The organism is Paraburkholderia sp. RAU2J, from assembly GCF_003634845.1.
GTDB classification, from domain to species: Bacteria; Pseudomonadota; Gammaproteobacteria; order Burkholderiales; family Burkholderiaceae; genus Paraburkholderia; species Paraburkholderia fynbosensis.
In genome coordinates this window covers 696,299-708,904 of the sequence record NZ_RBXG01000002.1, presented here as the reverse complement: position 1 = coordinate 708,904, position 12,606 = coordinate 696,299, and the positions used below count along the sequence as shown (strand labels likewise).

At 59.0% G+C, this 12,606-nt stretch carries 13 protein-coding genes and 2 pseudogenes; all 15 read right to left on the bottom strand.

The annotated features are described in order from the left end of the window. Positions 1-435: 435 nt before the first annotated feature. Positions 436-651, bottom strand: a complete 216-nt coding sequence (locus tag B0G69_RS20630; protein ID WP_241991416.1) for a hypothetical protein — start codon at positions 649-651, stop codon at positions 436-438. Between the two features lie 191 nt (positions 652-842). Beyond that, entirely contained in the window at positions 843-1,223 is a 381-nt protein-coding gene (locus tag B0G69_RS41960) for a group II intron maturase-specific domain-containing protein (protein WP_241991415.1), read from the bottom strand. Next, a pseudogene (locus B0G69_RS20620) lies at positions 1,141-1,686 on the bottom strand (enolase C-terminal domain-like protein); the annotation flags it as partial. The gene B0G69_RS41960 and the pseudogene B0G69_RS20620, both read right to left, overlap by 83 nt. Positions 1,687-1,689: 3 nt before the next feature. Next, positions 1,690-2,343, bottom strand: a complete 654-nt coding sequence (locus tag B0G69_RS42785) for a DUF1329 domain-containing protein (protein WP_277873554.1) — start codon at positions 2,341-2,343, stop codon at positions 1,690-1,692. Continuing rightward, a complete protein-coding gene (locus B0G69_RS42780; protein ID WP_277873553.1) occupies positions 2,340-3,062 on the bottom strand; it encodes a DUF1329 domain-containing protein in 723 nt (240 codons plus the stop codon). The genes B0G69_RS42785 and B0G69_RS42780 overlap by 4 nt, the downstream gene beginning before the upstream one ends. Positions 3,063-3,284: 222 nt before the next feature. Further along, a pseudogene (locus B0G69_RS20610) lies at positions 3,285-3,521 on the bottom strand (IS6 family transposase); the annotation flags it as partial. Then, positions 3,518-3,796, bottom strand: a complete 279-nt coding sequence (locus tag B0G69_RS20605) for an SDR family NAD(P)-dependent oxidoreductase (RefSeq protein ID WP_158608960.1) — start codon at positions 3,794-3,796, stop codon at positions 3,518-3,520. The gene B0G69_RS20605 and the pseudogene B0G69_RS20610, both read right to left, overlap by 4 nt. A gap of 28 nt (positions 3,797-3,824) precedes the next feature. After that, positions 3,825-5,750 carry a sulfate adenylyltransferase subunit CysN gene (cysN, locus tag B0G69_RS20600; RefSeq protein WP_121320534.1) on the bottom strand — a complete coding sequence of 642 codons (1,926 nt, stop codon included), beginning with the start codon at positions 5,748-5,750 and terminating at the stop codon, positions 3,825-3,827. Then, positions 5,750-6,652, bottom strand: a complete 903-nt coding sequence (gene cysD, locus B0G69_RS20595; protein ID WP_121320532.1) for a sulfate adenylyltransferase subunit CysD — start codon at positions 6,650-6,652, stop codon at positions 5,750-5,752. Before cysD ends, cysN begins: the two co-directional genes overlap by 1 nt. Before the next feature lie 23 nt (positions 6,653-6,675). After that, a complete protein-coding gene (locus B0G69_RS20590; protein ID WP_121320529.1) occupies positions 6,676-7,449 on the bottom strand; it encodes a 3'(2'),5'-bisphosphate nucleotidase CysQ in 774 nt (257 codons plus the stop codon). Further along, positions 7,446-7,952 (bottom strand): VOC family protein, encoded by a 507-nt coding sequence (locus B0G69_RS20585; protein WP_121320527.1) that lies wholly within the window; start codon positions 7,950-7,952, stop codon positions 7,446-7,448. The genes B0G69_RS20590 and B0G69_RS20585 overlap by 4 nt, the downstream gene beginning before the upstream one ends. A 2-nt stretch (positions 7,953-7,954) precedes the next feature. Further along, positions 7,955-9,124 (bottom strand): sulfotransferase, encoded by a 1,170-nt coding sequence (locus B0G69_RS20580; RefSeq protein ID WP_121320526.1) that lies wholly within the window; start codon positions 9,122-9,124, stop codon positions 7,955-7,957. A gap of 86 nt (positions 9,125-9,210) precedes the next feature. Further along, positions 9,211-10,377 carry a DUF1214 domain-containing protein gene (locus tag B0G69_RS20575; RefSeq protein ID WP_121320524.1) on the bottom strand — a complete coding sequence of 389 codons (1,167 nt, stop codon included), beginning with the start codon at positions 10,375-10,377 and terminating at the stop codon, positions 9,211-9,213. After that, positions 10,365-11,357, bottom strand: a complete 993-nt coding sequence (locus B0G69_RS20570) for an alcohol dehydrogenase catalytic domain-containing protein (protein ID WP_241991414.1) — start codon at positions 11,355-11,357, stop codon at positions 10,365-10,367. Before B0G69_RS20570 ends, B0G69_RS20575 begins: the two co-directional genes overlap by 13 nt. A 403-nt stretch (positions 11,358-11,760) precedes the next feature. Continuing rightward, positions 11,761-12,570 (bottom strand): ArsR family transcriptional regulator, encoded by an 810-nt coding sequence (locus B0G69_RS20565; RefSeq protein WP_121320520.1) that lies wholly within the window; start codon positions 12,568-12,570, stop codon positions 11,761-11,763. Positions 12,571-12,606 lie beyond the last annotated feature (36 nt).

Here is a 12,606-nt window from a genome sequence, read left to right as displayed (position 1 = left end):
GCCATGCAAAGCAAATGTCGGGAAATCCTTACGGAGACGTCATCATAACCGCTCAGTTTTCGATTGCAATATGCGGAGTACTTTTTTGATTTGTCTGTTTATTTAGCCTGCATGGAAGGCGACGTTTGCCATTCCCTGCCGGCGAGTGACCGTGGAAGCCTTGATGGGCTGGGCCCGGGCAGATCTGGACGCGCACCTCCATGTCTGAATTGGCAGTCCAATCAATGGCGCCGTGCAGCGCCCCCTATTCATATTTGAATAGGGCATTTATAGGGCAGTGTCTTTTTCAGTCATGGCCGCTTATAACCTGATATTGAGAAATATTTATTACATCCCACGCGAGTCGCTTATCCTCAGAATTCTCGCCAGTAAAGGCTCAATAACATTGACTTCTCCCGCGTCGCGAAGGGAAGTCAACAGGTCATCGACAATACGTCATTCCGCGCCAGAGCCGCCCACCAGCGCATCGGCTTCGCTGAAAAATGGCTTGCCGCGCGATTCGCCGAAGCGCAGTGGGGAGAACACGGCGACAGCGGCATGGGCCTTGCGGATCCTCGCGACCGCCACAAATCCGATGCTGGTTGTCGTGCTGGGTCCGGCCTTCCAGTTGAACTCAGTCACACCAAAGCCCATATCGACGTTCGGCGACACCCGAGGCCGTCGTTTTCTCTCCGGTAGCTCTGCATGGCGATTTGTGCCGTCGAAGTTAGCGGCACCGGATACCCGGTGCAAGCGCCGGAGATAGCCCGAATGATGGGGATAGGGGCAGGCCTCACGGCCCGACCCCTCCCACACCACAGTGCGTACGGGTCCGTACACGGCGGTTCGGATCGGTTGCCCGGCTAGATATTCAACGTTGGAAGACCAAGCGATCGCAGAAGGCGATTGGTCAGCGCCCGTTGCAACGCGGGGCTATTACTCAGCCGCCAGGCGTTGTGCGGGGATCCAGCAGTCTGGACGGCAAGATTCCGATCGACACCGCGCGCCAGCAGCTCCCGGAGGCGGGTACTGCCGCGTCGCCACTGCTTCCAGAAGAAGCAGCGGGTGCGGCGGCGTACCCATTCATCCAGTCGCTGAAGAACACTCGGCGTTTCGCAGAAACCGAAGTAGCCGCGCCAGCCAGTCAGATAGCGTTTCAGCGCCCCATTGAAGATTCGCAAAGCTCGCAAACAGGTGCGCGGATGCGACTTTGCTGAACGCGCCTTCGAGCATCGTGCCGCCATAGAGCTCGATGCCGGCGGCATCGGCAATAGCGGCGACGCGCTGGGCGGCGAACAAGCCGCCGCTCTGCTCGATCTTGATCGAGAACACATCGGCGCCTGCGTTCTTTGCAATCTCGAAGGCGCTTTCCGGTCCATGGAGAATCTCGTCGGCCATCAACGCAACCGGAAAGCGCCGTGTGAGGCGCGCCATTGCGGCCGGCGATGCTACCGGTTGTTCGACCAGTTCGCAGCCAGCATCGGCCAGCGCCAGCACTGCCCACGATGCCTGCGCCTCGCTCCACGCCATGTTCACATCGACGCGCACTGCTGCGCGATCGCCAAGTTCGCGCTTGATTGCTTCGACGTGTCCGATGTCGGCCTTGATCGGCTTTGCGCCGATCTTCAGCTTGAAGATGTTGTGGCGGCGTGCTTCGAGCATCATGTGTGCTTCCGCGATGTCGCACGCGGTATCTCCTGAAGCAATCCGCTATCGAATACCACTTGATTGCATATGCTCCGGCGTGAAGTAGCTATTGCTGAACTTGACATTAAAAAATACACCCGGTGATTCACTGGCATGGTTCCCGAAAATATAGACACCACTCTGAAAATCGTAGAACCAGTTCGGCAAAGAGTACGGAATCTTGTAGTCGTATGCTGGAACCGTCGTTTCAAAACCAGCCCTATACAACTTCCCGGCCTGGTCGTACGCATCCATCATTCCGCCGCCACCATCTTCATCCATATAGAGCACCTTTTTGCTGTAGACGTGACGTGCACCGGGTTTAAGCGTCAATTCAACGACCCAGACACGGTGAAGCTCCCAACGTCCGTAATCAGGATTTACGAAATGGGGGGTGAGAATCTTGCTCGATGGGACTTCGTACGTTTGCTGATAGTCGTTGTAAGGGATGTACATCTCCTTCTTTCCGACCAGTTTCGCGTTCCATCGATCCATCTTCCCAAAGAACAGGAATATATCGTCCATCGTCATGGCGCCCGAATAGCTAGGCTCGGGCGTATCGTAGGCAAGATCGGGAGAAACTCGAACATGGCGCTGTCCCGGGTTGTATTCCCACGTCTGTTCATCATGATCCGCCATGTCCATTGGCATCCAAAACAATGACATGGCGCCTATCATCCGGGCTGGCGCTGAATAATCGTTGAAGATCTGATACCAAATTGCCTCCCCCCCTTCTTCTTGAACTCGCTTTCGCGATCCACGTCATAGTAGGGGTAGTATTGGTCCGCCTTGATTTGTGAAACCAAGATCGGTGTTCCGCTCGAATCAACCATCCAGATTTTGGTACGATTGGATTGCGCTATACCGTCATATCGCATCTCCCAATTCCAAAGAGCCTCAAGACCCGTTTGCGGCACCGGGAATGGTTTTCCCGCGAAAGCCTCCACTACTGACAGCCCGTTCTTCTCAAGCTTTGCTGTCTCAGAGTTCTTCTCCGAGTTCTTGAGGTACCAGTCATGAAACGAGGCACTGCGGTGCGTTTGGTAAACGTTGATGCGATAATTCGGGTAGCGCTTGAACAATTCGATTGCGCCGGCGTTTAGTTTATCCGAGTACTGCTGGTAGTTTTGGGCCGTAATCTGCAAAATCGGCTTTTCTTCCGCGAATGGGTCGACCCACTTTCCAGAATCCGGCTTGAAACCCGCAGGCAATTCTTTTATCCCACCCGTGTACGCTGGAATCTGATCATCCTTGCTTCCGGCGATCTCCGCGCCGAATGGCGTCAGCCCACCTTCAGCCGTCGCAGCGACGGCTGCGTACGTCGTTAAGATCGCCGCAGACAACGCGACTGCCCGGCTCAAACCTGAAAATCTGTTCACGGCTGTCTCCAGTTTCATGATTTATATTCGTACTACGAACTATTTCGGTTGCAGAGGGGTGGTTGGCGGACCACTACAAGCACACGACTTCGCTTCTGGTTGGGTAATCCTTTGCCCGACGCTCGAAAACGAAGGGCCATCAAGAATTTTCTGGTTTCCTTGATTGTCCTTAAAGGAATCTCATGGGCGTTGTCACATTAAAGTGTTCGCGTCGCAGTAGTGCGATGAACGGAGCTTTTCTCAAAAACCGGACGGATTTTGGCTAAGCTCGGTGAAACGATGCCATGCGGCAAAGCGATCGCCGAGTTGTTTGCGGTGGAGCGAGGCGCGTAGTAGATGTCGCTTCAGTGCGAAGTGCTGCCGGATCGGTCCAAAATTCGACAGGAATGCTTGCGTGCGCTCAGGATCGCGGAAACCACGCATGCGGCGCTCGCGTTCTCGCGTGGGTTGATGACTATTTTCGGCCCGGTTGTTCACTCGGGCGCTGGCTTTGCGTTATTGACGAGAACATCGAGTCTTCCGTGACGTGCGCGGCAGTGTTCGACCATCGCCTGCACAGCCTCCGGCTGTGAGACATCGCCTCTGTAAAACTCCACCCGGCTATCGACCTCTGCGACATCTTTACCAGCATCACTAACAGATACAGCGATGACCTTCGCGCCCTCCGCGGCAAACCGCAATGCAATGGCCCGCCCCAATCCACGACCGCCACCAGTCACAATGCAGACCTTATCTTTCAATCGATCGCTCATCAAATCCTCCCTGCTTATCAGAGACATGCTAGAGCGGCGAGCCCTTGTGCACATCCAGAAAGCCCATCGTGTGCAGCTTGTCGAAGATCCTTTCCACAGCCGCCTCGGCAGACATCTTCGTGGTGTCGACGCGAATCTCCGGCTTTTCCGGCGATTCGTACGGTGAATCGATACCCGTGAAGTTCTTTAATTCGCCACGTCGCGCTTTCTTGTACAGACCCTTCGGATCCCTCTGCTCGGCAACATCCAGCGGCGTGTCGACAAACACCTCGATGAACTCGCCCGCCTCCATCAGATCGCGCGCCATCGCCCGCTCTGCGCGGAACGGTGAAATGAAGGCCGTAATCACGATCACGCCCGCATCGGCCATCAACCTGGCGACCTCGGCGACGCGACGGATGTTCTCCACGCGATCTTCCGCGGTAAATCCAAGGTCCTTGTTCAACCCGTGACGCACATTGTCGCCATCGAGCAGATACGTGCGTTTTCCCATCGCGTGCAGGCGCTTCTCCAGCAGATTCGCTATGGTCGACTTCCCTGCTCCTGAAAGGCCCGTCAGCCACACGACACCGCTCTGATGCCCATTCAGCACGCGGCGCGACCGCTTGTCGACTTCAAGCGTCTGCCAGTGAATATTGCTCGACCGCCGCAATGCGAAGCGCAGCATGCCTGCCCCGACCGTGTTGTTGCTCATCCGGTCGATCAGGATAAAGCCGCCCGTTTCGCGATTCTCCTCATAAGGGTCGAACGCAATCGGCCGGTCCAGTTCGAGTTCGGCGACACCGATCTCGTTCAACGTCAACGTCTCGCCCGGCACGTGTTCGAGCGTATTGACGTTGACCTTGTACTTGAGCGGAAGCACCGTCGCCGTCACGGTCCGCGCGCCGATCTTCATCAGATAGCTGCGTCCACGCAGCATTGGCTGGTCGTTCATCCACACGATGGTCGCGTCGAACTGATCGGCAGTCTGTGCGGGCGAATCCGCTGCCGATATCAAATCGCCGCGCGAAACGTCCACCTCATCCGAGAGCGTGAGCGTCGCGGATTGCTCCGCAACAGCCTCGTCGAGATCGCCATCCGCCGTAACGATCCGTGCCACGGTACTCTCCCGTGCTGATGGCTGTACCTGGATACGATCCCCTACACGCACGATCCCTGATGCAATCGTCCCGGCGAAGCCACGAAAATCAAGGTTGGGACGGTTGACCCATTGCACGGGGAAGCGGAACGGCTGCGCCTGCAGACGCGCCTCGTCGATCTCGACCGTTTCCAGATGATGCATCAGGGTAGGACCGTCGTACCAGGGTGTCTTCGCGCTCTTCTCCACGATGTTGTCGCCGTTCACGCCCGAGATCGGTATGGCCGTCACATGTGGAATACCAATCTTGTCCGCGAATTCACGATACTCACACGAAATCTCGGCGAATCTCTCAGGGGAATAATCGACGAGATCCATCTTGTTGATCGCGAGCACCACGTTGCGGATGCCGATCAGCGATACGAGGTAACTGTGTCTGCACGTTTGCTGCAGCATACCTTTGCGCGCGTCGATCAGGATGATGGCGAGATCCGCGGTAGAAGCGCCGGTGATCATGTTACGGGTGTACTGCTCGTGCCCTGGCGTATCGGCAACGATGAACTTGCGGCGGTCAGTCGAGAAGAACCGGTAAGCGACATCGATGGTGATGCCCTGCTCCCGCTCGGCGGCAAGACCGTCGAGCAGCAGCGCGTAGTCTATCTCACTGCCCCGCGTGCCCACTTTCTTCGAATCGGCTTCGAGTGCCGCGAGTTGATCCTCGAACAACATCTTCGATTCGTAAAGCAAGCGCCCGATAAGCGTGCTCTTGCCATCGTCCACGCTGCCGCATGTGATGAAACGCAAGAGGCTCTTCGTCTCGTGCTGCTTGAGGTATCGCTCGATATCGGCGCCAATGAGGTCGGAGACGTGTGCCATCAGAAGTACCCCTCTTGTTTTTTTCTTTCCATCGACGCCGAACTATCGTGATCGATCATGCGACCCTGCCGCTCGGATGTCGTGGTCAGTAACATTTCCTGAATGATTTGTGGCAACGTCGTGGCTTCCGACTCCACCGCGCCAGTCAGCGGATAGCACCCGAGCGTACGGAAGCGCACCATTCTCTCCTCCGGACATTCACCGGGTTTGAGCGGCATGCGTTCGTCGTCCACCATCACGAGCACACCGTCCCGATTCACCACCGGCCGTTTTGCCGCGAAATACAGCGGCACGATCGGGACGTCCTCAAGATAGATGTACTGCCAGATGTCGAGTTCGGTCCAGTTCGAGATCGGAAACACGCGAATCGATTCGGCTTTGTTTTTGCGTGCGTTAAACAGACGCCACAATTCGGGACGTTGGTTCTTTGGATCCCAATGGTGCGTCGCGGTTCGAAACGAAAAAATGCGCTCCTTGGCGCGCGACTTCTCTTCGTCGCGTCGCGCGCCACCAAGGGCGGCATCGAAGCCGTATTTGTCGAGCGCCTGCTTCAGGCCCTGGGTCTTCCACATGTCGGTATGGACTTGCGAGCCATGATCGAACGGGTTGATTCCCATTTCCTTCGCTTCGGGGTTCTGGTGCACGATCAGTTCCATTCCCGTCTCACGGGCCATACGGTCGCGCATCGCATACATGTCGCGAAACTTCCAGGTGGTGTCCACGTGCAGCAATGGAAATGGCGGCGGCGCCGGATAGAACGCCTTTTTCGCGAGATGGAGCATACAGGCGCTGTCCTTGCCGATCGAGTACAGCATCACGGGGCGCTCGGCTTCTGCGACCACCTCCCTCATGATATGAATGCTTTCGGCTTCGAGCCGCCGCAGGTGAGTCAGGGTAGTCATGGCGAATCCTTGGGTAAAACGACTTATCGTAAAGCCGCGATGGCGGCCAGCAACGGCTCGGCAATTTCGGGGCGGCACACCAGGAGATCCGGCATCGAAACGTCCGCGCAGTTGTAGGCACATGCGCTTCCATCGATGCGGCTCGCATGGAGGCCAGCCGCAAGAGCGACGCCCACGGGAGCACACGAATCCCACTCGTACTGACCGCCGGCATGGAGGTAGGCGTGCGCTTCGCCGCGCAGTATCGCCATTGCCTTCGCGCCTGCCGAGCCCATCGGCACGAGTTCGGCGTTCAGGCGCTGTGCGACCTTCAACGCCAGCTCGGGCGCACGGGTACGACTCACGAGAATCTTCAGGCGGCCCGCCGGCGCTTGTGGCAAGACCGGCGGCGCTGCCGTACCGAACGTCACGCCCAGAGCCGGCAGGGCCACCGCGCACGCGACGGGCCTGCCGCCGACGGTCAGTGCAACATGCACCGCCCAGTCGTCGCGCCCCTCGGCGTGCTCGCCATATTCCCGGGTGCCGTCCAGCGGATCAATGACCCATACGCGGTCGAGGCCCAGGCGCTTCGGATCAGGAGCGGCCTCTTCGGTGAGAAAGCCGTCATCGGGTCTCGCATGCGCGAGCAATCGGGTAATCAGTTCGTTTGCCGTGGCGTCGCCCACCATGCCCAACGGCTTGCCCGCCAGCACAGCCGACGCGCGTATCGCGTTCAACACGCTTCCCGCCGCGGTTGCCACGTCTGCTGCGAGCTGGTGGTCGTCGTGCCGCAATGCAGTCGTATTCGCCACGTTCATTGTCTGCCTCCATTGCGCGGCAGTTGCTCCAAGCCAGCAAGCCCTGCGGGCGTGTACCAGATATGCTCGAAATAGTGCCCCAACGTCGCACGATGGTCCGTGTAGAAATAGCGGGCAGTCCCGGGCAGCTGGCCATCCAGGACGATCGGCGCACCCTGTGCGGCGAGTTCCTCGCGTTGCCTGTCGAACTCGGCTTCGGTGGCGATCAGTTGCGCGATGTGGTGATGGCGAATCGCAAATTCCGATGCTGGCAACGCGTCGCGGTAAATGTGATCGTCACCCGAGAGCGGCTGGATCAACTCGAGTTGCGTCGCGCCGACAAACGCAAGTGCGATATTCAAGGTGCAGGTCCGTCCGGGCGTCGACTCGATTTCGATGGCCGGCAGCCTCGCCCATTCCGGAACGTTGTGTTCGCGGTCGAAATAGGCAATCGCCTGGTCGATGTCCGAAGTCACGTAGGCGATCTGCAGCAGGCCCGCAAACGGAGAAAGCGTCGGTGTCATGTTCAGTGCAGTCCGTAGGTGGTGATGTAGCGGGAGAAGCGTTCCTTGATGGCTTCTGGCGCGATGCCGAACTCGTCCAGTGCGTAACTGTGGGTGCCGTGTGAGCGCTCCGGATTGTCCTTGATGCGTTGATGCATCACGTTCTCCGTGTCCGGGGCCAGCGTGAAGCCGAAGTGCCCGTATATTTGCCTCACGGTGCCAAGCGGATCGGCGTAAAAGTCTTTTTGGCGGATATCCAGAAAGCGCGTCGGCGGCATTCTGGTGCGCGCCTGCATCGCGGCCTCAGTCGCACGCGCCCAGTTCTCGACTTCACGCCGGCCGATCTCGTGCAGGTCGACGTGTTCGCCCTCGGAGACGCGACGAGCCATCGTCAACACGCTAGCCAATGAAGGCAGCGCCTGAACCGGATCGCGATGGGTCTGCACGACGCAGGCATCGGGGAAGACTTCAAAGAGCGCCGGCAATTGCATGATGTGTCCGGGATTCTTTAGCAGCCACGTCTTTTCAGTGTCGTGCGCCCCAATCAGACTGATTGCCTTGGCGAAGTACCGGTAAGTACTCAGCTCACTCTGTTCGAGCCACCACCGGTCGTATTGGGGCACGCGCAATGACGAGCCCCACAGGTTGCTGCAAAAGCCCTGCTTCAGTATTTCAAGGCATTCGTCGACTTCGTCGGCCACGATGTTGTGTGCCGCACGCATATCCGGTGCTGCCCTGAAGAAGGCCTCCAGACCATCGGCTGTCGCCTTGAACTGCGTATTGCCGCTCCATGTGTCGCGCGGCGGCCTCGGCTGCGGAAAGACAGTCAGCCATTTCTCCAGCCCCTGAAACTGCGGGTCCACCGACAAGAGCTTGTGCAATGCCGTCGTGCCCGTCCGCGGTATGCCGGTAATGATGAGGGGCCGCCGGGGAGCCGGTTGCAAGCTATCGCGATGGGTACGCAGGCCGTCAAGTAACGTCAATCGCGATACCAGCGCGCCGATAATCGCATTCCACACAAACTCCCGCCCGCCGGGCGCGAAACGCGGCCCGTCTTCGTCGAGAGCGATCAGAAGCTGCGACAGTCCAGGCAGATATTCAGTACTTTCCCCGAAATCGCTCAATCCAGCGGCGGAGCTAGCGGCGCAGTGAAGCGCATCTTCTGTTCCCGTAAACCTTCCAGACAACGACATTTACTGTCTCCTTTGATTTCTTCGGCGAGACCATCCTGCATCGCAAGGATTGCCACTCTGCGATTGCGGCCTTTCAATCGGAGCGCTCACCATCGCCGCCTCAATTGCGCACCGACCCGACGTTCGCTCAGGCGTTTCGCTCGCTCCGCATCGCTGACGGCAGGTGTTGCATCGGGAAGGTGCTGACGCACTTCGGACCGGGGCACACGCTTGAGCGTCGGCACCGGCTCCGAACTGCACGCGTACCATCTGCCGATCGCGGTGCCGCGATTGCGTCCGCATGTGTCCAGCCAGTTCGGCACCCCGGGATCGCTGTGGGCGATCACGGCGCGGAAGCGTCCGTCGTTGTCGATGTGTGCCTGATGACCGTTGAGGCTGCTCTGGTGATCGATAAAGTCGAGCGTGTTGAACAGTGCGTCGTTGAGTTGCACGTTCCAGTAGCGCCGCTTCCCGGGTAAATCGGTCTCGAGTATCAACGCCTCGTCAGGACCGAAATCGAAGATCGCTTGCCAGTACGCCTGCTTCGCGAGTCCGCCACCGAAAGCAAAGAACTCGAACTCGTTCACCTTGATGCGCGCGCGCAATTGCTGCATATGCAGGAGCCAGCGGCGCGACAATCGCCCCGCATAATCCATGACTTCGCCGGTACGCCGCGCAATTTCTTCATATCCCAGTAGCGGCTTGACCAACGGCGCATCGAGGCACTCGATAGCGATTCGCGCGTCACGCTCTACACCCCATTCATACGAACGCTGGCGCAACATCGCGAAGTCGGCGTCCCGATGCAGCGGCAGCCAGTTTCCCCCGTAGCCAGCGGGGCGCTGCGCGCTCAGCAGCACTTCGAAACAGCCGTCACTATCGATCTTCAGATCGTCGAGATCGAACTGACCGAGCGGCGGATGAATCTGGTCGGTGGTGCCCATGATTCCGCGACCGATATCGAGCGTAAGCAGATGCACGCTGCCGCGCTCGCCCGTCAACCGGTATCGCAAGTCCCCGCGCAAAGGCGCAATGAAGTAGGTGTCATCCGGGTTCGGTTGCAGCATGAACACCGAGTTCAGGAACGGCAGCCAGTCGGGATGCTCCGGAGTGGACTGAAAGTAGATGAAGTAGGCCAGCGACAGATTCATCTGGAACTGGCGATATAGATCCGCCCGCGTTTGTGGATCATGCGGCGTTTCCGTCAACTCCAGCAATGCTTCTGCCGGCGCAAGCTGCGCGAGGTAGTCCTTCCAGGATTTCAGCTGAGCCATGGATTCACCATTACCTTGCATTGGGTCGAGCGGGTACGCAGTGCCTCGAATGCGTCTGGCAATGCGTCCAGCGAGACCCGATCGGTGATCATCATGCGCGGCTCGACATAGCCAGCATCGAAAACGTTCGCGACGTGCGTGAACTCCTGCAAGCTGTACGTTACGGCGAACTGGATCCGGATTTCCTTCCATACGGCCGCCGCTGGGACGAACTGGTCGGGCACAGTACAAAAGCCGAGCACCACCACATCGCCTTGCGGCTTGACGCAATGAATCGCCTGGGCAATCAGGTCCTTCTGCCCGGCGCATTCGAACACGACGTCAGGCGGACCTTCGAGCGCATCAGCAGCCAGTGCCGCCAGATCCTGTCCCGCCTCCGGGACAACAAACGCATCAGCACCCATGTGCCGTGCCAGCGATTCGCGGCGCCGTGAGGAAGCAGTCGCTACGATGCGCCCGGCACCCACGCGTCGCGCCCAGAAAATTGCGGCAAGTCCGACGGGGCCTGCGCCAATCACAAGCACTCGCGCGCCCGGCGTCAGTTGCCCCAGAGCGACGCCGTGCAAGCCGACCGCCATCGGCTCGATTAACGCGCCGTCTTCCATGCTCAACGTCTTGGGGAGCTTCGTTGTGACGCGCTCGGCGACCACCGCGTATTCCGCGAAGCCCGCCGCCGCCCCCTTGAAATCCGCGCAGAAGTTGGGCTTTCCGGCGAGACAGGTCGCGCAGCGCCCACATCCCGTGAATGGAAGCGCCGTAACTGGATCGCCGACCTTTAGTCGCTCGACGTCCTTTCCCACGGCAACCACCTCGCCGGCGAACTCATGACCCAAGGTCGAGTTTTCCGGCAGCGTGAAATGCGGTGCATGTCCGTCCGTCATGTGAAGATCCGAGCCGCAAATCCCACAGCGGTGGATCTTTAGTACGACCTCTCCGGAACCTGGGGCGGGATCATCCACGCTCCTGACTTCCAGCGGCAAACCAACTCGCCTGAAATAAGCGGCTCTCATCGCTCGGATCTCCGTTTAGCGTGAATGTCCGGGTCACATTGATCATCCTGAATTTACTTTACTGGGAAAGTATATTTATGCCACTGGGGGTTTGTACTGAGATGGCGTACGAAGTGGATTGCCGGTCACGCACGGTAGTGTCGTATTCGCAGCGGACAGCAGTCCCCCGCATTGCCAGAGGTATATTTCTGCGCAAAGGGAAATGCGATGTAGGCCGTTGGTCACGACCGCGCCAGGCAGATGGAGAGAAGAAGGGAGCCGGCAGAGGAAGCCGGCCCGAGTGGGACGTGCGTCTTAGCCGCACGGTCCGCAGTGAATCGTTACGAGAGGGAGTTACGAGCGCGGACGTTTCCTGCGTTCACGGCTGGAAGCTTTATGTCCGCTCCTGACTTCGACGTACGGCCTCCGCGTCGGCATACAACTGAAGCTCGCGTAGCAAGCTTGACAGTGTCGCGCGGCGTTCGGGCGCCATATGACTGGACGCCACCCAGTCGGTCCCATACGTACCTTCGCGGAGAATATTCTCCAGAATCTTGCGCGCCTTTGGCTTCATCCGCACCAGGATGCCACGCCCGTCGGCGGGGTCTGGCCTGCGCTCGACCAGTCCCATCTGCTCCAGCCGGCTCACGCACTTCGTGATGCCGCCCAGTGTCATCGCCAACGGCTTCTGAAGTTGCGTCGGAGATTGCGTGTAGGGCGGCCCGGAAATCAATAGCGCGTCAAGCAGCAACAACTCGGCTGCCAGAATGCCCTGACTGGCCGCGGCCCCCTTGAGAGCGCGGTCGATGTGCGCAGACAGCCGAAGAAGCCGTTGACCGATGAGATAGACGTTCACGTCCTCTGCTGGCCACTCGCGCGCCCACGCCGCGGCCTGTACGTCCAGCACATCGCTTGCGCCGGGGTCCGCTGGCGCCTGCAACGCCGCGCATTCGGCAAGAAACTGCTGTTCGGCCTGGGGGCGCTTCGAATAGAGCGCGTCACCACTGCCTTCGTCAGTGACATCGACCCAGCCGGCTTCGCCAAGCGCGTCCAGATGACCGAGCACGCTTGCGCGCGACATGTTCAGTTTGCGCGCCAGTGCAGGCGCGCTCTGCGTACCTGCGCTCAACAGCGTCAAGAGTTGTCGTCGGGAAGCGTGGGCGAGCGCGGCAAAAAGCGGATCAGCGGACTTGTGAGCTACCATACCATTGTTGATCGATCAGGGCCCGCGTGCCGGTTC